An 18,942-nucleotide genomic window follows, 5' to 3' on the forward strand; every position below is an offset into this window, starting at 1 on the left:
GTTAAATACTAAAGCCATTGTCTTTTTAACGACAGTGGCTTTTTTGTATGAGCAAACATTACGTATTTTACTTTGCCAATAATTCACAGAGCGTTAAGACATACCAGGCTATTGTTCGACTGCTTATTTAGCCCGAGTTGAGATGGTTTGATAAATTGTGGGCAAAAAAAAGCCCGCAAATAATGCGGGCAAACAACAAGTTTAAGGAAGTAATCTAGGGAACTACGTTTTACTTGTTGAGGTCATACCCCAAGAAGTAAAAAAGTAATACGAAATAAATCATATTACGAAGAACTGGATTCAATGAAATAGCTTTCATTTAATGCGCTAGCTCGGTATGGGAGAATAATACCGAAGCGACACAATTTGTTCAAACTAGAAAATTTATATTTTCAGATTAAAAAAACTAATAGCAGCGGTTTTTTGTTTTTGCTTATTGTTGCATGTTAATTAATCATTAATTCTATAAGTTAATGAAATGCTTTGTTTATGTATATTAACATATTAACGTTCGGTATTAGTTTTACTATTACGTTAAGGTAAGCATGTGCTGGTTATGAGTGCTTATGCATTAATTTTGAATAAACAGCGCATTTTGTCACTCTTTAGTGAAACTAAGCGCGCTTCCATAAAGCTTTGTTGTTATTTATTTATACAGTAGAACAAGAGTTAAGTAGTAAATATTGAGTAAAGCTGTTTTTTTTAACGTTTTTTGTTGTCTATTCACAGCAATATCGTTGTCAGCAGTAAATACACTAGATACACTAGCAAAACTTTAATGGTGGCTAATGTATTGCTAAGTTACCTTACTCAAATAAATCAATTTGATGTTTTTAATTATTTAGGAGTTTAACGTGGGATCAGGGCTTAATTTTTTAGATCTAATTCTAGAAGCCAGTTTGCTTGTGCAATTAGTAATGCTAGCGTTGGTTGCTATGTCGGTTATGTCATGGGCTATTATTTTTCAACGTAAAAAAGCCATCTCTGACGCCTTAGCAAATGCCAAAAAATTTGAGCAACGTTTTTGGTCTGGTGTTGACCTAAGTAAACTATATAACGAAATCTCTTCTCGCGGTGGCCAGTCTGCTGGTATTGAGGCGTTATTTACCTCAGGCTTTAAAGAGTTTGCACGTCATAAAAAAAATACTTTTCAAAGTGCGGGCATTGTAATGGAAGGCACACACCGTTCAATGCGGGTTGCGCTTTCTCGCGAAATAGAAAAACTAGAATCAAGCCTATCGTTTTTAGCAACGGTCGGTTCAATTAGCCCTTACATCGGCTTATTTGGTACGGTGTGGGGTATTATGAATGCCTTTATTGCCTTAGGTGAGGTAAAGCAAGCGACCTTACAAATGGTTGCTCCTGGTATAGCAGAGGCACTAATTGCTACAGCAATGGGTTTATTTGCGGCAATTCCAGCCGTTATTGCTTACAACCGCTTTGCTAACAAAGTTGAAAAGTTAGAATCTCACTATATTAACTTTATGGAAGAATTTGCCAATATCTTACACCGTCAAGCAGCTACCCAAATAGAGGCTCAAGCGAATGTACCAGCGTAAAAAGCGTCGCCCAGTCGCAGAAATTAATGTAGTACCATACATTGATGTAATGTTGGTGCTGCTTATTATATTTATGGCCACTGCGCCGTTAATTACTCATGGTGTAAAAGTAGACCTGCCAAAAATGGAAGAGTCGGACTTAGTCGATACCAAAGACACGCCACCCATTATTGCTTCTATTGATGCCGATGGTAAGTATTATGTGAGTGTCGGTACCGATCCTGAGGAGCCGATGGAAGCATTAGATGTAGCCGCAGTAATTAAGCTACAACTAATGAAAAACCCAGATGTGCCTGTGATGATCAAAGGCTCGGGTAAAGTGTCGTATCAGGAAGTGTTACTGTTAATGGACTTTTTAAAAAATGCAGGTGTACCGTCGGTAGGATTAATGACCGAATCCTTTGAGGGGACCAAGTAACTGTATGAGTAGTTCATTAATTAAATCAGTATTGCTGCATTTAGCGTTAGGCGGGTTTTTGTATGCATCAGCAAACATTCATCCTCCTAAACCTAAAGTAATGGAAGTGACGCTTAATGCGGCTATTCCTGAACCAGAGAAAGCGGTTTCAGCGGTTACGGTTGATCAAAAGCAAGTTGAGCAAAAAATAGCTGAGCTTAAAAAGAAAGAAGATGATAAAAAGCGTGCTGAAGATAAACGCATTCGAGATTTAGAACGCAGAGCTGCCGATGCACGTAAACAGCGTGAAGCTGAAGCAAGACGCATTAAAAAGCTTGAACAGCAGCGCAAAGCGAAAGAAAAAGAAACCGCAGAGGCGCAAGCACAAGCTAAAAAAGCCCGTGAAATAGAACAACGCGAGCGAGCAAAAGCGAAGCAAGCCGAAAAGCAAAAGCAAGAAGCTGAAAACGCAGCAAAAGCGGCTGCCGATAAACGCAAAGCGGAAGAAGCGGCACTTAAAAAAGCCGAACAAGAGCGTAAAAAGCGCGCTGAAGAAGCAGAACGTAAACGTCAGCAAGCATTGCAAGAACAAATGCTGCAAGAGCAGCTTGCCAAAGAGCAGGCGGCACGTAATAAAATACGTCAACAGCAAGTAGTGAGTGAAGTTGATAAATTCCGCGCATTAATTATGGCGCGTATTCAACAAAACTTATTAATTGATGAAAAAATGAAAAACCAGCAATGCCGCATTAACATCCGTCTTGGATTTAATGGGCTGGTAACACAAGTTAAATCGTTAGGCGGTGATAAGTTAGTATGTGAGGCTGCATTAAGAGCTGTTCGCATGGCCGACACATTACCGGTATCTAAAGATAAAGACGTATTCGAGCAACTAAAGAATATTAATATAACCATCGCGCCAGAGTTTTAAGGGATGACATGTTTAACAAAATTAAAATAGCCTGTTTAGTTTTAATATTAGGATTTCAGGGTGTTGCACATGCGGCACTTGAAATTGTTATTACTGAAGGTATTGACGGCGCAAGACCGATTGCGATTGTGCCATTTAAATACCAAGGTATTGGTCCTATTCCACAGCAGCTAAGTGATGTAATTGCTGCCGATTTAATGCGCAGCGGTAAGTTTAAGCCTGTGAGTGTGTCTCAAATGCCACAACAGCCTCACAAAGATGCTGATATTGATTACGGTGCTTGGGTAAATCAAGGTGTAGAAGCTGTATTGGTTGGTGAAGTAGAGCAGCAAACCAATGGACGCTATTTAGTGCGTTATGAGTTGGTTGATGTTATTCGCGGCCAAATCACTGGCGGTGAAACACAAATGATGAGCAACGGTAAGCTGGTTCAAAGCCAAGACCATATCTTAGAAGCGCGCCAAAGCGTGATCGGTGAAACCGGCTTTCGCCGTTACTCGCACCGCATCAGTGATGTAATTTATGAAAAACTAACCGGTGAAAAGGGCGCGTTTTTAACTAAAATAGCCTATGTTATTGTTCGTGATACTGACGAAAAGCCTTATCAGTTAGTGGTTGCTGACTACGATGGCTTTAATGAACAAGTGTTATTGCGCTCAAAAGAGCCATTAATGTCGCCAGTATGGTCGCCTGATGGTACTAAATTAGCGTATGTAACGTTTGAAAATCGCCAGAGCCAAATTTTTATTCAAGACATTTATACCGGTAAACGTGAACTGATCACCAGCTATAAAGGAATTAACGGTGCGCCGCAGTTCTCGCCAGACGGTAAAAAGCTACTGTTAGTGCTATCAAAAGATAAAACTGGTGCAACTGAGGTTTACTTATTAGACTTACTAACGCGTAAAGAGACCCGATTAACACGCCATCGTAGTATAGATACCGAACCTTCGTGGTACCCAAATGGTCAAGATATAGTATTTACGTCGGAAAGGGGTGGTAATGCTCAGATTTATAAGTTAAATTTAAAAACTGGCAGATCTCAAAGATTAACCTTTGACGGTGACATGAACCTAGCGGGTTCTATTTCACCAGACGGGAAAGAATTAGTGATGGTAAACCGTACTAACGGACAGTATCATCTTGCTAAGAAAGAGTTGGCTACAGGTGCGTTCCAAGTTTTAACTCGAACTCGCCTTGATGAATCGCCGAGCATAGCGCCAAATGGCTCGATGATTATATACAGCACGCTCCATAATAATAAACAGGTACTTGCGCTAGTATCGATGGACGGCCGTTTTAAAGCACGCTTACCTGTGCTTGATGGACAAGTGAAGGCACCGGCTTGGTCGCCATATTTACAGTAATAATTGCTGGTTTACTCAAAATAGGAATCTACTCAATGCAACTTAACAAAATACTTAAAGGCCTGCTAATTGCTGTGCCAGTAATGACACTAGCAGCTTGTAGCTCATCTTCAGATATCGATGAAAATGCAGCCAACCAGTCTAACCAAGCAACTGTTGAGCAAACAACAACTGATACAGTTGAAGTAGCAACAATGACGCCAGAGCAACAAGCTGAAGAGCAACTTCGTCAAAAGTACGAAGCGCTTCGTCAAGAGCAAATCATTTACTTTGGTTTTGACACTGCAACGATTCAAGGTCAATACGGCGAGCTACTTCGTGCACACGCTGAGTTTTTAGTTAAAAATCCTTCTGTTAAAGTATTAATCGAAGGCCACGCAGATGAGCGCGGTACGCCAGAGTACAACATTGCACTTGGTGAGCACCGTGGACAAGCAGTTGAAAAATACCTACAAAGCTTAGGTGTTTCTGCAAGCCAAATGTCAGTAGTTAGCTACGGTGAAGAGAAGCCAATGGTTAAATCTCGCACTGAAGAAGCTTTCGCTAAAAACCGCCGTGCGGTACTAGTTTACTAAGATAAGAGATATTATGAAGCCGAAAATTATTTTGGCAGCCATGATATTGAGCGGGAGCACCCAGTTAATGGCTGCTCCCGCTCCTGTTTCAGAAGCTGCAAGTTCACAGTCGAGCATTGAAAAGCGTTTAGCAACCCTTGAAAGCATGATGCAACAACGTAATTTCTTACAAGTAGAGTTACAGCAACAGCTTAACTTACTGCAAGATGAAGTGAGTCAAATTCGCGGTGTTACCGAAGAGCAAAGCTATAAACTTGAAAAGGTATTGCAGCGCCAGCGCGAGCTTTATCAAGAAATAGAAAACCGTGTTAGCCAAGCATATGCTAAGCCGGCTACTCCAGCGCCTACAACAGACTACACGCAACCAGGTAGCGATCAGAGCTACAGCAGTGATTTATCTGAAAACGAAGCGTACGAGCGTGCTGTTGCGCTTATAATGAAAGATAAGCGCTATGACCAAGCTATTCCAGAATTTCAAGCGTTCTTAACAACGTATCCAAATTCAGTGTACACCTCAAACGCACATTATTGGCTTGGGCAATTATTAACGATTAAAAATGACGGTGTAAAAGCAGCCGAGCATTTCAAAGTAGTTGTTAACGAATTTCCAAACTCAAATAAGCGCCCAGATGCAATGTTAAAGCTTGGTACACTTTTACAAGAGCAAGGGTTAAAGGCTGAAGCGCAAAAAATACTGAATGAGCTAATCAATCAGTACCCAAGTACAACTGCTGCTAAACTAGCCACAGATCGCTTATCAAAATAAATGTTGATGCTTGATTAGACTGCTTTTTGTCATAAGCGGTCTAAATTTGCTCAACTAGACATAAAAACTTAAAAAAAGAGACAATTTCGGTTGCACTCATTTTATAAATAAGTATTATAAGCGCCCGCAGCAAACGAATGGTAACCCCACTCGAAATGCGACAAAAAGAGCGGGTCATTAGCTCAGTTGGTAGAGCAGTGGACTTTTAATCCATTGGTCGATGGTTCAAGTCCATCATGACCCACCATTCTTTATTGTTAATAAAGTGGTTATAATCGGCGGATTTACGCAGCCTTACTTTTTATAAGTAAACCAGAGCGGGTCATTAGCTCAGTTGGTAGAGCAGTGGACTTTTAATCCATTGGTCGATGGTTCAAGTCCATCATGACCCACCATTCTTTACTGAATGGTTATAATCGGCGGATTTACGCAGCCTTACTTTTTATAAGTAAACCAGAGCGGGTCATTAGCTCAGTTGGTAGAGCAGTGGACTTTTAATCCATTGGTCGATGGTTCAAGTCCATCATGACCCACCATTCTTTATTGAGTGGTTATAATCGGCGGATTTACGCAGCCTTACTTTTTATAAGTAAACCAGAGCGGGTCATTAGCTCAGTTGGTAGAGCAGTGGACTTTTAATCCATTGGTCGATGGTTCAAGTCCATCATGACCCACCATTCTTTATTGAGTGGTTATAATCGGCGGATTTACGCAGCCTTACTTTTTATAAGTAAACCAGAGCGGGTCATTAGCTCAGTTGGTAGAGCAGTGGACTTTTAATCCATTGGTCGATGGTTCAAGTCCATCATGACCCACCATTCTTTATTGAGTGGTTATAATCGGCGGATTTACGCAGCCTTACTTTTTATAAGTAAACCAGAGCGGGTCATTAGCTCAGTTGGTAGAGCAGTGGACTTTTAATCCATTGGTCGATGGTTCAAGTCCATCATGACCCACCATTCTTTATTGAGTGGTTATAATCGGCGGATTTACGCAGCCTTACTTTTTATAAGTAAACCAGAGCGGGTCATTAGCTCAGTTGGTAGAGCAGTGGACTTTTAATCCATTGGTCGATGGTTCAAGTCCATCATGACCCACCACTTCTGGTACACTTCTCCGTATAATATATTTCTTAGTATCTCCCTTATTTTTATTTATAAACTGCCTGACTAGATTGCTATTATTTAGCGTTCGTTTCTCGTATAATTTGCGCTATTAATTGCACTGTAAATAAAGTGGTCGAGAACATGAGTTTAGCTCAAACTATTATGCCTGAAGGTTATATTTTCCCTCCTAAGCCGGCACCGTTAACACAAGACGAAAAAGGCGAATATAAAGCGCGTATAAAACAATTACTGCAAGAGAAAAACGCGGTACTTGTTGCTCATTATTACACTGATCCTGAAATTCAAGCACTTGCTGAAGAAACGGGCGGCTGTGTAGCCGATTCACTCGAAATGGCGCGTTTTGGCGCTCGCCATGAAGCCGATATGATCATCGTCGCGGGTGTACGTTTTATGGGTGAGACTGCTAAAATTTTAACCCCTAACAAAACTGTGGTGATGCCTACACTTGAAGCGACTTGTTCATTAGATATTGGTTGCCCAGTGGATGAGTTTTCAGCGTTTTGTGATCAACACCCAGACCGTAAAGTGGTAGTGTATGCTAACACTTCTACCGCGGTTAAAGCGCGTGCTGATTGGATAGTTACCTCATCGTGTGCACTTGAAATAGTAGAGCACTTAGATGAGCAAGGCGAAAAAATCATTTGGGGCCCAGATAAGCATTTAGGCAGTTATATTCAAAAGAATACTGGCGCCGATATGATCATGTGGAACGGCGCATGTATTGTACATGATGAGTTCAAAACCAAAGCGCTAAAAGACTTTAAAGTCTTGCATCCAGATGCAGGCGTATTGGTGCATCCAGAATCACCGGCTGAAATTGTTGAACTCGCTGATGCTGTTGGCTCTACTAGCCAGCTTATTAAAGCAGCGCAAACTATGCCGAATAAAAAGTTTATTGTGGCGACCGATCGCGGTATCTTTTATAAAATGCAGCAACTATGCCCAGATAAAGAGTTTTTTGAAGCGCCAACGGCTGGTAGCGGCGCTACATGTAAAACTTGCGCTCACTGCCCTTGGATGGCAATGAACGGCTTACAAGCGATTGAGGAAGCACTGATTGATGCTAGCGGTAAAGAAGTGTTTGTTGATATGGATTTGCGTGAAGGCGCACTTAAATCATTAAATCGCATGCTAGATTTTACAGCCAATATGGCAAAATAATAAATAGCAATATAATGCATTAGATAAAGGCGATACTCAGGTATCGCCTTTTTATTTGCTTATGAGTAGTTAGTTTGATTATTGAGCAGTTAAAAGCATGATGTTAAAAAGGCCTTGCACCAAGCAAGTGTATTTCATACTATAGCGCGCTGTTGCAAAGCAACATTGTGGAGAGATGGCTGAGTGGCTGAAGGCGCACGCCTGGAAAGTGTGTTTAGGTTAATCCCTAACGAGGGTTCGAATCCCTCTCTCTCCACCATTATTCTATATTAGGACGTCTCAGGGCGTCCTTTTTTGTGCCTGTAATAAAGTTAAGCGTGTTGGCTTTGTACTTGGCGTTTGTTTTTACGCTGATGTTTTAATGTATACATTCGTTGGTCGGCTAGGGTTAAGCAGGCTTTGTAGTCATTACATTCCTCACTACTAGCTAAGCCATAGCTCACGCCTGATAACGGCCAATGTTTTTGAACTTGTTGATGAATATAGTTTAACGACTCGTTGATGCTCAGGGTGAGTTGGGCGAGCTGTTGTGCTGACTGAACGTTACACACACAAATAAACTCATCACCGCCGGTTCTGCATACCTCGCCTTTGTCGGCTAACGCATTTTGTATTAACCGCGTAACCTCAATGAGTAGCTTGTCACCGTGAGCATGACCTAGGTGATCGTTAACGCTTTTAATATTGTCGCAATCTATAAACACAATGAGATAAAAATTATCTAAGTTATCGAGCTTTTCTTGTAATTGCAGCCGGTTTCCTACTTTGGTGAGTGGGTCTATGCGTGATAGCTCTAGCGCTTTTATAAAATTATTTTGCTTTATTTTTAGCCATTCAGATAAAGAAAGTAAAATACAGATACAATCAATGGCCAGAGCAATAAGTACCCATAATTCAGGTGAACTTATTTCTATTAAATTTAGGTGCGATAAAATAAAAATAACTAAGGACAAGCTATAAACAAGGTTGCCAGTTAAAAAATATTTCGCTCTAAAGTCTTTCATCCCCAGCATTGTAAAGCCCAGTTTTAAGCTTAAATACACCCAAATGGCAGCAAGGAAATGAGCTAAATAAAACACCCAATGAAAGGGTAAAAAGGGGTTTAAAAAACCACAGGCAAGTGCGGTTATGGAGAAGTATTTTAAAAATCGGCTAATACCAGTGCGGGTATGTTGGTCAAAGTTAAATAAGTAATAGGCAAATGAACTGGCACAAGCAATAGCAAAGGCAAAAATATACATGCCAAAGTAATGGGTGTTAATTGCGTGGTAATTAAAAAGTAACGCAACTACCCCCGCGGCGAATGCCCAACCAATGCCGTGTAATCCTATATAACCTGCACAAAATAATGCCACGCGATGTCGTGTTTTAAAAAACATGATCAAGGCCATGCAAGCCAAGGTCAGCATTATAGTAATAGACACTAAGCTTAATGAATTGATATAAAACTGAAGTTTAATAAACCTAGATTGAGGAATAACATTAATGCTGACAGGTTTAGCAAAGTGTTTAGCATTAACATAAAGCCATAAAACACCGTGTGAATTAGCTTCTAGTTGTAATTCAAAAGCTCGGCTGTGCATTACAATGGCTGATGGGCTGGCACTATCTTGCGAAAAATCAGCGACTTTTCTGATCCCACTAGTATCTTGATAAAAAGCAACGCCACTATCTAAATAATTAATTTGGGGGATTATATACCAGCGACCTGCGCTCTCTGTGGTTAAACTGATTTTTGCTATTGCACTGCCATGGGCACTATACAGCGAAGTGACGGGAGTACTTACATTGTTATAAGCATTAATGAGTTGCTCACCTTGGGTTGGTTTAGCTAAATCTACTTGATGCCACATAGCTGACTTTAGTTGTAAGCTGTCATTTTGATTTAATGCTACAGCAAAAGCATTAAAACTAATGGTTTGAAATAGTAAACAACATATAAAATTGAAAGTGTACCGCATGTAATACCTAAGTTAGTTACCGGTAAAAATTGTACTGCATTTTTAACAGAATAATTATTGCTATGACCGCTTTAGCGTATTCTTGCTTTATAGTTACTAACTTTAATCACTAAACGGTGAGCTGTTATTATAAAAATATAGTTAATGATTAATTAAAGGGTTAATAATTTATCTAGTTTGGCTATTGAGCAATATTTATGACAAAAATACTCTTTAAGGTTTACGCTCGTGTAGACGTGTGATTAGTTTCTGATTGATTTACATGAATTTGATATTCATAGCGATGAATGATTATAAATCGCTATGCAAAAGGAGATACTTATGACTATTTTATTTAAAGTTATGCTCCATAATTTTATCTGATAACGCGCTAAGTATATCGACTACTTTAAAGCTTGCTTGCTCCATAAGAGATACTTTTTCAACAGCAGTATTGAGATCGCCTAATTGGAATGCTTCTAGAGCAGCAAAGCCATTTTTGTGGACATCTGCATGTGGTTTCTCTAATGCTTTGAAGTCGTTAATGCTTGAATATTTTAATGCACCTTCACCTTGATAGTACCATTGACCTAAACGGCACATGGTATGATCAGAAAAGTCTTCTGCCGTCTTGTTTGATTGACCTAAAATGACTTTATAAATATCGTATTTCCATACAATATGGTCCATTTTTACTGTTTGAATAAATGCATCCGCACTTGAATTAACAATAACGCTATACATATTTTGTGATAGTTCAACCACCTTTTTAGCAGTAGTATCAATTTCTAATGAGCTATTTGCAATGCCATCACTTTCTTCGCTAACGTTAGTAATGTTAGTTACAACGCTTTGCATTTGCTCATTAACCTTATCTATTAAATTAGATATCTCGTTAGATGCCTCAGAAGAGCGTTGAGCAAGCGTTCTCACTTCATCTGCGACGACTGCAAACCCTCGCCCTTGCTCTCCCGCTCTTGCTGCCTCAATGGCTGCATTAAGTGCGAGTAAATTTGTTTGATCAGAAATCCCTTTAATTATGTTTACAAAATCATTAATGCCGATTGTTACTGACTGCAATTCTTTAACGGATTTAGAGGCGGACTTTGTATCTCTTGAGATATTATGTGTTGACGATGAAGTCGTTGCTAACATATCTAAAATTGTATCAAGTAATTCTTGGGATGACTTAAATGACGTAATATCATTGATTAGTTTATGTGAAGTTGAGGCTAAGCTTTCTCTGATATCACTAATTAAATCAGATGACTGCAATGATAAGGTATTTAATTCACGCTGTTTTACAAATGCCGTATCGTTTGCTATTTCATTGTGGTTTAGTTGTGATTTCTCGCTGTTTACTGCTAATAATTGCTCCTCAAGTTTTTCATTGGCTTTTTTTAATTGCATTAACTCGTTATTTAACTCGTTAATTTTGTTTTTATATTTTGAATTGAACAGCATGTAGACCCCAATTTAAACACGGAAAATAAACGTTATATTTTTTATTAAATTTACCTGATTATAGATTACATAATTCGATTTTTAACAGGGCTGGAATTAATGTCCACCCAAATCGATTTTTATAAGAGTAAGTTACAACACAATAATAGATGCTTTATAACTTTTTGGTAAAAAACTTTTCATTTCATGCTTATAACAAACTTATTTAAAATGGTCACTATTTTAGAGGTTAGGGTCTGTTGACCTTTCAAGGTTGGATTTGCAGCAGTCTGTTTGGTATTTAGGCAAGGCAGCGCCTATGTGGTTTATTCCCCATAAATAGGCGATAACGCAGTATCCATGCCAAACAGGCGCTGCCCGAAGGGTTCTGCCTAGGGGCTATTTATTCTTTGTTGCCTACATGGATGTAGGTAAGGGGCGTGTGCAGGACGCGGAAGTTTTGCTCGGTTATGACTTGTTCTTACTAGGATGTAAGCCAGTAGAATAACGCAGGAGCAGTTATCGAGCCTACTAGGTTACAACCCTTGTGCCGCGATTAAATCGCCCCTAGCTTGAACAAATTTTAATCTGAAAAGATTAACAGGCCCTAATATTTTCTAATTGATTTATTCAACTGCGTTTGAAATTCATCAGGAAATAAAATTGTGCCGTCGTCTTCTTCGGTAGGGAACACGGCAACTAGTAAGTCGTCTTCTTCAAGGCCTGGCGTCCAGCGGCTAAACCAATCTGCTGTTGGAATTGCTTTTGGTGTACATCCTTCCCATTCACCGGTTGCCCATGCTTGTGCAAACTCACGGGTTGGCCATACGGGTACGCAATCGTCGTCTTCGTTAGTGAGCATTACGCAGCCGTCGTCATCGTTTAAAATCCACACTTGCTTAAACTGTTGCACAGTTTCGTACATGTATGCGAGTCGTTTTTTTGCGCCAAGACCTAAAATTACGTCGTCTTGCTTTGATAAATTGTCAGTGGTCATTTTTGGCTCTCTCTCACTGTGGGGGGAATACAAAAGGCAGCGACATACTGCGCTTTAAAATTAAGTTTAGCTAATGGCTGCAAGCAGCTCGTCGGCTAGTTGGTTTAGTGCGTCAGGGTCTTGATTTGTTAATGCATAAGTGCGCAATCCATAAATACCCATAACACAAAATCGTGCTAGTTCTATGGCACTTCGTCCATTGGTAATTTCTTTGTTATCTATCGCTTTTTGTAATTGCTGCGCAAAGGCATGCTCGTACGCCGTTAAATTAGTACGTAATACGTGGCAAATTTGTGGATCGTTACCCTCTACCTCGCTAATGCTTTTTGTAAGCAAGCACACTTTAGTTGCTTCGCCGTCAATACATTCTTGCACAATGATATTAAGGTATTGTTTCAGCGTATCTAAAATACAATTACTGTGCTCAAACAGCGCCGTAAATTGTGTATTGCGATCGGTTTGGTATTGCTCCGTAGCGGCTAAAAAAATACCTTTTTTATTACCAAATGCTCCATACAAAGAACCCGGATGTAAATGGGTTGCTTGAGTCAATTTTTGCATACTGGTTTTTGCATAGCCATGAAGCATAAACATGGCCATAGCCTGGCGTAGTACAAACTCTTTATCAAATTCTGCAGTTCTCATAATGACTCTTTTAGTGGAGAGAGTAGTAATGAAGAAATTTATTTTTCTTAGGCCTAGGTGGCAGTTTACGCAATCTTAAACAAAGTTTCAAAATTATACTTGAATATTCATTCAAGTGACCTTATCTTGAATGTACATTCAACAAAGGATAAATATTATGTCGATTGACTTACTTTCACCTTTTAAATTAAATAACAGCATAGAACTGCAAAACCGCGTACTTATGGCACCATTGACCCGTTGTATGGCAGATGACAATTTAGTGCCAACACAAGCCATGGTTGATTACTACGCTCGCCGTGCTGATGTAGGCTTAATTATTAGTGAAGCCATTATTATCCGTGCTGATGCTCAAGGTTATCCAAATACACCTGGGCTTTTCACTAGCGAACAAATTCAAGGTTGGAAAAAAGTCACTGATGCAGTACATGCCAATGGCGGAAAAATGTTTGCACAACTATGGCATGTTGGCCGTGTAGCACACCCTCACTTTTTTGGTGGTGATGTTTTGGCGCCATCTGCAATAGGGGTTGATGGTTCAGTACCGCGTATGCGCGAGCTCACTTATGTTACGCCAAAGCCTGTAACTACAGACGACATTAAAGGCTTAGTGGCTGACTACGCTAAAGCCGCAGAAAATGCGATGGAAGCGGGTTTTGACGGCGTAGAAATTCACGGTGCTAATGGTTATTTAATTGATCAATTTTTACATTATGCGGCAAATGAACGTGATGACGAGTACGGGCAAACACCAGAAAACATGTCTCGTTTTGCATTGGAAGTAACCGATGCAGTTATTGATGTTGTAGGCAATGAGCGTACCGCTATGCGTTTAACACCGGGTGCCTACTTTAATATGAGCGAAGACAATCGCGATAAAGCAGTATTTGACTACTTATTACCAGAGCTTGAAAACCGCAAGTTAGCTTATTTACACGGCGGTATTTTTGACGACAGCATGCGTTTTGATTCACTAGAAGGTAAATCAACCTCTGAGTTTTTACGAGCTGGTTATGCAAGTACCTTAGTGGGTGTAGGTAGTTATAGTTTTGAAACTGCGAAACAAGCGATTAACGACAATAAATTTGATTTAATTGCTATTGGTCGCCCGCTTATAGCTAACCCAGATTACATTAGCAAAATTAAAAACGGCGAAGAAGTCACAGCTTACAGTGATGAAATGCTAGCTGAATTGAAATAGCAGCTAATTTAGTAAAAACGATAGGACACTCATGGACAACTGTGAGTGTCTTTTTTTATACATTTATTTGCCATAATTTACTCATAATTGTTTAATCTTGCTGTCAATAAAGTTCCCCCTCGTTGTCATATTTAAAAAATAGACTGTGCCCGCTTTCATAATTACCTTTCATAATTAGAATCAAACGGGACAAGAATGTACGCTTTAAAAAATAAATCGATTTTGAGCATGGCTGTGGCCATGGCGGTATCAACTTCAGCTTATGCTAACGATAACGTGATAGAAGAAGTAACCGTTACTGCAAAACCAACCAGTTATGCAAACAACGTTATTGAACCTGCCATGCTTGAGCAACAAAGCTCGGTATCGAGTGTGTTATCGGTAATTGATAACTTGCCAGGTATTAGCATAAACGAAGGCGACGCATTTGGCGGCGACGATTGGTCAACAACTATTACCATGCGTGGTTTTAGTATTGACTCAAACCAACAGCAATTAGGTATGACGATAGACGGCATTCCTAATGGCGGCTCTAATTATGGCGGTGGTGCTAAAGCGAATCGTTACCTAGATAGCGAAAATCTTGTCACCGTGGAAGTAGGTCAGGGCACCTCAGATATTAAATCTGCCTCGTTAGAGGCGCTAGGCGGTACTTTTAACTTTGTAAGTAAAGCGCCTAGCTTTGAAAAAAGCACCACTTTTGCATACACCTCAGGCAGCCATGACGCAAGTCGCTATTACGTTAAACACGAAACAGGCACCATTTTTGATAATACTCAAGCGTATGTGAGTTATTCGCAAACCGATACTAGCCGTTGGATTGGCTCGGGCAGCAATGGCGGGAAAGATAACCAACACGCTGAAGCGAAATTTGTCACCACCCTTGATGAGTTAACTATTACAGGGCGTTTATCGTACGACGATGTAAGCGAAACCAACTACAATAGCGTGAGCTTGGCACAATTTGAACAAACTCCAGATTGGGATCAACTAACATGGAACTGGACAGGCGTTCCTCACTTTGACCAAATGTTTGCAGAAGGTTGGGGCACGCTGCGTGAAAACACTCTAGGGTATTTAAAGTTTGAATACGCGATTTCACCCATCTCATTGTTAACCGTTAGCCCGTATTACCATAAAAACTCAGGCCGAGGTGATTGGATCCCTCCTTATTTAACGTCTCCTGTAGATGAAAATGGTAACCCAACCACGGAAGGTGGTACAAACGCAGGCTCTTATGGCTTTACAGATAGTAATGGCAACCCACTTGCTCCCAACGCAGGTTGCACGGTTAGCTTAAATTGGCCGTGGGAGTCAGGCCCTGAGCTCAACCCTTCATGTTACGACGCTGATGCCACGCCTGTTATGTCTTATCGTCATACACATTATAATAAAGATCGTTTAGGGGTAACTGCTAATTATCAAGCAAGCATTGGCATGCACGATATTGAAGCCGGTTTTTGGTATGAGCAAAGCGACCGTGATGAGTCACGAGATTGGCATAAAGTTATAGATGCGCGTATTTATCATCATTTTGATAACACCCCTTATTGGACGCAATATAAAAACACCTTTGAGACCGATACGCTCAAATGGTACGCCCAAGACTCAATGGCATTTGGCGACTTAACCCTTAATCTAGGGGTGAAAAAGTACTTAGTAGACATAGAAAAGTATGACCATTATCAAAACGCCATCACAGCTAAAGTAAACAGTGATTCAGACCTTCTATTTAGTGGCGGCATTTTGTATCAGCTAAATAGTAATACTGAGTTATTTACCAGCTATAGCGAAAACTTTGCCGCCATTAAAGATGGTGTGCTTGAGCGCGACAGCTCTGACTTATCAGCTATTAAGCCAGAAACCGCTGAAAATATTGATCTAGGTGTACGCTATCAAAATAATGCACTTAAGCTAACGGCAACGGCCTATTCAATTGAATTTGATAACCGTATTACCTTTATCGCACCAGGCAGCGACACGGGGGGTATTGATTACACCATAGGTACTAACGGCTCGTACCTAAATGTGGGCGGTATTGAATCGACAGGTTTAGAGCTGTCAGCAAGTTATATGCTTAATAATGAGTGGAATGTATATAGCTCATACACCAATAATAGCTCTGAATACAAAGGCGATGCGCCAGGCTTTGAAGCAGGAGGCAAAGTAATTGATTCAGTAGATGATTTATTTGTGCTTTCAACCGATTATTACAGCGGTGATTTCCGCTTTGGTTTATCGGCTAAATACACTGGCGAGCGTGGCGATGTAGATAGCTACACCGTGGTTGATTTAAACGCAGGTTATACAGCCGAAGTTAACGCAGGCCCGTTTAAAGCCGTTGATATTGCTTTTGTGGTTTACAACATTACTGATGAAAGCTACCTAGCGGGCGGCACAGGCAATGGAAGCACTTACTTTATTGGCGCCCCACGCACAGCAGCCGTGACGTTAACGGCCACGTTTTAAAACGTAATAAACGTAATTAAGCCCATCATTGATGGGCTTTTTATTAAACGAGGTGTGTATGCAAACAATAGTAACAATACTAATAATCGGTTTGGTTTTACTTAACAGTCAGGCGGTTTTGGCAGCACCGCAAAATGTGGTGTTGGTAACTTTAGATGGGGTTCGCTGGCAAGAAGTCTTTAATGGTGCCGATAGCAAGCTGATTAATAATAAAGATTTTGTTAAACAACCAGCGCTATTAAAGAGCCAATTTTGGCATGAAAGTGTGCAACAGCGTCAACAGTTGTTAATGCCATTTTTAACTCAAACCATTGCAAAACAAGGCGTTATTATTGGCGATAGGGCTAAAGGCTCAACTATGTCGGTGAGTAATCCGTGGTATTTTTCATACCCTGGGTATAACGAAATTCTCACTGGCGAAGTGGATGAAAATATCAACAGTAACGACAAGGTATTCAACCCAAATAAAACTATTTTAGAGCGTTTAAACGCTCAGCCTGAATTTAAAAACAGCACCGCGTTATTTGGTAGTTGGGATGTGTTTCCTTACATTGTAAATACCCAGCGCAGTAAGGTGCAGGTGAATGCGGGGTTTATGCCCGTTGCTGATGATTTATTTGCCGACGCAGCGCTACTTAATGCGCTACAAACAGAAATACCCAGCCCATGGCACAATGTACGGCTTGATAGTTTTACCTATCGATTTGCTAAAGCTTATATGCTGGCGAAAAAACCAAGATTATTGGTGATTAGCTTAGGAGAAACTGACGATTTTGCTCACGATAGCCATTACGATGCTTACTTAAAGTCGGCCAAACAAAGCGATGCATTTTTAAAAGATTTATGGCAAACCATTCAAAGCACAGCAGGTTATAAAAATAATACTACGTTAATTGTTACTACCGATCACGGCCGTGGCAGCTACGCAAACGATTGGCAACATCACAGCTCTAAACGGGCATTAGCAAATTCGGAGCAGGGTAAAAAGGCATTTCCTGAGGGAATTATTGGCTCTGAGCATATTTGGCTGGCAGCTATTGGCCCTGCAATTAAAAATAACGGCTTAATTAAAACTAAAAACGAGCTTAAACAAGCGCAAGTTGCCGCCACCGTTTTAAAAGCACTTGGGCAAAACCCACACATAATTAACCCTAATATGGCACCGGCTATTAATGAGATTTTAAAATGAAACAGTTACTAAAAACCGTTAAGTATTCTGCACTGTCACTGACTATTGTGATTAGCAGTGTAGCAATGGCTGCGCCGTCTAAAATATTATTTGGTTCTTGCGGGCACCAAGATAAAGACATTCCTATATTTAACGCCATTAACAAAGAGCAGAGTGATTTATTTATTTTTTTAGGCGATAACATTTATGGCGATACTAACGACATGGCTGTACTTAAAAATAAATACCAACGCCTTGGGGCAAAGCCTGGCTTTAAAGCACTACGCGCAAAAACACCAATAATAGCCATGTGGGATGATCACGATTATGGTCAAAATGACGCGGGGAAAGAGTATCCGCATAAGGAAGCATCGCGACAAATCATGCTCGATTTTTGGCAAGAACCGGCAAATTCAAAACGCCGTACCCGTGCTGATGGTATTTATACCTCGTACATGTATGGCGAAGGCGAGCAAACCGTGCAGGTGATCATGCCAGATTTACGCTTTAATCGTGACACACTTAATTCTGTTAGCGAGCTTGAGTATTACACCAAGCGTAAACTAAATAACCAAGGCCCGTACAGTCCAACTGAAGTTAAAGGCGCGTCAATGCTAGGGGAGGCACAGTGGCAATGGCTTGAGCAAGAGCTGAAAAAGCCAGCGGCAATAAAGCTAATAGCGTCAAGCTTGCAGTTACTGCCAGATTTTACCGGCTGGGAGTCGTGGGCAAATTTTCCTGAGGATCGAAACCGTTTATTTGCGTTAATTAAAAAACACCAAGTAAATGGTGTGATTATTATTAGTGGCGATACTCACTGGGGCGAGATTTCAAGGTATCAACATAACCTTGATTACCCGCTTATTGAAATGACCAGCTCAGGCCTGACAGAAAAGTGGAAAGACGTTAGCCCTAACCAGCATCGTGTCGGTGATTACACGCATAATGTTAACTATGGTGATTTAAGCATAGACTGGCAACAAGTCGACCCTGCTATTTCATTAAAGCTTAAAGGCATTGAGGGTCAGGTTATTATGCAAAGTGACTTTAGTCTTTCAAGTATTTGTCCTTATAAATAGCATCACCATTTAAATAATAAACGCACTGCGGTTCAAGCTGTGCGTTTAAAAGTTCATCTATTGGCGGGCTAACTTGCTGATTTATTAACGCCAATGCTCCCTTAGCGCTACCGCTTA

The 18,942-nt window shown here is 40.4% G+C and carries 15 protein-coding genes and 8 tRNA genes; 19 read left to right on the forward strand and 4 right to left on the reverse strand.

From position 1 onward, the window contains the following. The first annotated feature begins 854 nt into the window (after positions 1–854). The 15 genes from tolQ to FHG08_RS09690 all read left to right on the forward strand — a co-directional run bounded on the left by tolQ (position 855) and on the right by FHG08_RS09690 (position 8,142). Positions 855–1,559, forward strand: a complete 705-nt coding sequence (gene tolQ / locus FHG08_RS09620) for a protein TolQ (RefSeq protein WP_008114137.1) — start codon at positions 855–857, stop codon at positions 1,557–1,559. Further along, positions 1,546–1,977: a protein TolR gene (tolR, locus tag FHG08_RS09625; RefSeq protein WP_008114139.1), complete on the forward strand. Its 432-nt coding sequence runs from the start codon at positions 1,546–1,548 to the stop codon at positions 1,975–1,977. Before tolQ ends, tolR begins: the two co-directional genes overlap by 14 nt. Positions 1,978–1,981: 4 nt before the next feature. After that, positions 1,982–2,887 carry a cell envelope integrity protein TolA gene (tolA, locus tag FHG08_RS09630; protein ID WP_138608872.1) on the forward strand — a complete coding sequence of 302 codons (906 nt, stop codon included), beginning with the start codon at positions 1,982–1,984 and terminating at the stop codon, positions 2,885–2,887. An 8-nt stretch (positions 2,888–2,895) separates the two neighbouring features. After that, positions 2,896–4,254 (forward strand): Tol-Pal system beta propeller repeat protein TolB, encoded by a 1,359-nt coding sequence (gene tolB / locus FHG08_RS09635; protein ID WP_075169407.1) that lies wholly within the window; start codon positions 2,896–2,898, stop codon positions 4,252–4,254. A 35-nt stretch (positions 4,255–4,289) separates the two neighbouring features. Then, positions 4,290–4,829: a peptidoglycan-associated lipoprotein Pal gene (pal, locus tag FHG08_RS09640; protein WP_138608874.1), complete on the forward strand. Its 540-nt coding sequence runs from the start codon at positions 4,290–4,292 to the stop codon at positions 4,827–4,829. 13 nt (positions 4,830–4,842) lie between these two features. After that, a complete protein-coding gene (gene ybgF / locus FHG08_RS09645; protein WP_010392784.1) occupies positions 4,843–5,595 on the forward strand; it encodes a tol-pal system protein YbgF in 753 nt (250 codons plus the stop codon). A 171-nt stretch (positions 5,596–5,766) separates the two neighbouring features. Further along, positions 5,767–5,842 (forward strand) — tRNA-Lys (locus FHG08_RS09650). Positions 5,843–5,914: 72 nt separating this feature from the next. Continuing rightward, positions 5,915–5,990 (forward strand) — tRNA-Lys (locus FHG08_RS09655). Between the two features lie 65 nt (positions 5,991–6,055). Next, positions 6,056–6,131, forward strand: a tRNA-Lys gene (locus FHG08_RS09660). Between the two features lie 65 nt (positions 6,132–6,196). Then, a tRNA-Lys gene (locus FHG08_RS09665) sits at positions 6,197–6,272 on the forward strand. Between the two features lie 65 nt (positions 6,273–6,337). Continuing rightward, a tRNA-Lys gene (locus tag FHG08_RS09670) sits at positions 6,338–6,413 on the forward strand. A gap of 65 nt (positions 6,414–6,478) precedes the next feature. After that, a tRNA-Lys gene (locus FHG08_RS09675) sits at positions 6,479–6,554 on the forward strand. 65 nt (positions 6,555–6,619) lie between these two features. Further along, a tRNA-Lys gene (locus tag FHG08_RS09680) sits at positions 6,620–6,695 on the forward strand. Positions 6,696–6,842: 147 nt separating this feature from the next. Then, a complete protein-coding gene (gene nadA / locus FHG08_RS09685; protein WP_008466811.1) occupies positions 6,843–7,883 on the forward strand; it encodes a quinolinate synthase NadA in 1,041 nt (346 codons plus the stop codon). A gap of 169 nt (positions 7,884–8,052) precedes the next feature. Beyond that, positions 8,053–8,142, forward strand: a tRNA-Ser gene (locus FHG08_RS09690). Between the two features lie 52 nt (positions 8,143–8,194). On the opposite strand, the gene FHG08_RS09695 is transcribed toward FHG08_RS09690, so the two are convergent. The 4 genes from FHG08_RS09695 to FHG08_RS09710 all read right to left on the reverse strand — a co-directional run bounded on the left by FHG08_RS09695 (position 8,195) and on the right by FHG08_RS09710 (position 12,908). Beyond that, on the reverse strand, positions 8,195–9,844 hold the full coding sequence (locus FHG08_RS09695; protein WP_178955685.1) for a diguanylate cyclase: 1,650 nt from the start codon (positions 9,842–9,844) through the stop codon (positions 8,195–8,197). A 330-nt stretch (positions 9,845–10,174) separates the two neighbouring features. Continuing rightward, on the reverse strand, positions 10,175–11,287 hold the full coding sequence (locus FHG08_RS09700; protein ID WP_138609272.1) for a methyl-accepting chemotaxis protein: 1,113 nt from the start codon (positions 11,285–11,287) through the stop codon (positions 10,175–10,177). A gap of 586 nt (positions 11,288–11,873) precedes the next feature. Continuing rightward, the gene (locus FHG08_RS09705) at positions 11,874–12,263 is read right to left on the reverse strand and encodes a DUF2750 domain-containing protein (protein WP_138609064.1); all 390 of its coding nucleotides are present in this window, start codon (positions 12,261–12,263) and stop codon (positions 11,874–11,876) included. A 66-nt stretch (positions 12,264–12,329) separates the two neighbouring features. Continuing rightward, complete coding sequence (locus FHG08_RS09710; RefSeq protein ID WP_008109773.1) at positions 12,330–12,908, reverse strand: TetR/AcrR family transcriptional regulator; 579 nt, start codon at positions 12,906–12,908, stop codon at positions 12,330–12,332. Positions 12,909–13,065: 157 nt separating this feature from the next. On the opposite strand from FHG08_RS09710, the gene FHG08_RS09715 reads away from it, so the two are divergent. From FHG08_RS09715 to FHG08_RS09730, 4 genes are all read left to right on the forward strand, one after another. Next, a complete protein-coding gene (locus FHG08_RS09715) occupies positions 13,066–14,109 on the forward strand; it encodes an alkene reductase (RefSeq protein WP_178955687.1) in 1,044 nt (347 codons plus the stop codon). 195 nt (positions 14,110–14,304) lie between these two features. Then, complete coding sequence (locus FHG08_RS09720) at positions 14,305–16,578, forward strand: TonB-dependent receptor domain-containing protein (RefSeq protein ID WP_178955689.1); 2,274 nt, start codon at positions 14,305–14,307, stop codon at positions 16,576–16,578. A gap of 58 nt (positions 16,579–16,636) precedes the next feature. Beyond that, positions 16,637–17,767: an alkaline phosphatase family protein gene (locus tag FHG08_RS09725; RefSeq protein ID WP_178955692.1), complete on the forward strand. Its 1,131-nt coding sequence runs from the start codon at positions 16,637–16,639 to the stop codon at positions 17,765–17,767. Then, on the forward strand, positions 17,764–18,825 hold the full coding sequence (locus tag FHG08_RS09730; protein ID WP_178955693.1) for an alkaline phosphatase D family protein: 1,062 nt from the start codon (positions 17,764–17,766) through the stop codon (positions 18,823–18,825). The genes FHG08_RS09725 and FHG08_RS09730 overlap by 4 nt, the downstream gene beginning before the upstream one ends. Positions 18,826–18,942 lie beyond the last annotated feature (117 nt).

This window comes from Pseudoalteromonas sp. Scap03, assembly GCF_013393115.1.
In the GTDB taxonomy this organism is placed as follows: domain Bacteria; phylum Pseudomonadota; class Gammaproteobacteria; order Enterobacterales; family Alteromonadaceae; genus Pseudoalteromonas.

What these genes read in the sequence shown, in the direction of transcription:
- tolR (WP_008114139.1), top strand. Translation starts at nt 1,546, where the DNA reads ATGTACCAGCGTAAAAAGCGTCGCCCAGTCGCAGAAATTAATGTAGTA.
- tolA (WP_138608872.1), top strand. Translation starts at nt 1,982, where the DNA reads ATGAGTAGTTCATTAATTAAATCAGTATTGCTGCATTTAGCGTTAGGC.
- tolB (WP_075169407.1), top strand. Translation starts at nt 2,896, where the DNA reads ATGTTTAACAAAATTAAAATAGCCTGTTTAGTTTTAATATTAGGATTT.
- pal (WP_138608874.1), top strand. Translation starts at nt 4,290, where the DNA reads ATGCAACTTAACAAAATACTTAAAGGCCTGCTAATTGCTGTGCCAGTA.
- ybgF (WP_010392784.1), top strand. Translation starts at nt 4,843, where the DNA reads ATGAAGCCGAAAATTATTTTGGCAGCCATGATATTGAGCGGGAGCACC.
- nadA (WP_008466811.1), top strand. Translation starts at nt 6,843, where the DNA reads ATGAGTTTAGCTCAAACTATTATGCCTGAAGGTTATATTTTCCCTCCT.
- FHG08_RS09695 (WP_178955685.1), bottom strand. Translation starts at nt 9,844, where the DNA reads ATGCGGTACACTTTCAATTTTATATGTTGTTTACTATTTCAAACCATT.
- FHG08_RS09700 (WP_138609272.1), bottom strand. Translation starts at nt 11,287, where the DNA reads ATGCTGTTCAATTCAAAATATAAAAACAAAATTAACGAGTTAAATAAC.
- FHG08_RS09705 (WP_138609064.1), bottom strand. Translation starts at nt 12,263, where the DNA reads ATGACCACTGACAATTTATCAAAGCAAGACGACGTAATTTTAGGTCTT.
- FHG08_RS09710 (WP_008109773.1), bottom strand. Translation starts at nt 12,908, where the DNA reads ATGAGAACTGCAGAATTTGATAAAGAGTTTGTACTACGCCAGGCTATG.
- FHG08_RS09715 (WP_178955687.1), top strand. Translation starts at nt 13,066, where the DNA reads ATGTCGATTGACTTACTTTCACCTTTTAAATTAAATAACAGCATAGAA.
- FHG08_RS09720 (WP_178955689.1), top strand. Translation starts at nt 14,305, where the DNA reads ATGTACGCTTTAAAAAATAAATCGATTTTGAGCATGGCTGTGGCCATG.
- FHG08_RS09725 (WP_178955692.1), top strand. Translation starts at nt 16,637, where the DNA reads ATGCAAACAATAGTAACAATACTAATAATCGGTTTGGTTTTACTTAAC.
- FHG08_RS09730 (WP_178955693.1), top strand. Translation starts at nt 17,764, where the DNA reads ATGAAACAGTTACTAAAAACCGTTAAGTATTCTGCACTGTCACTGACT.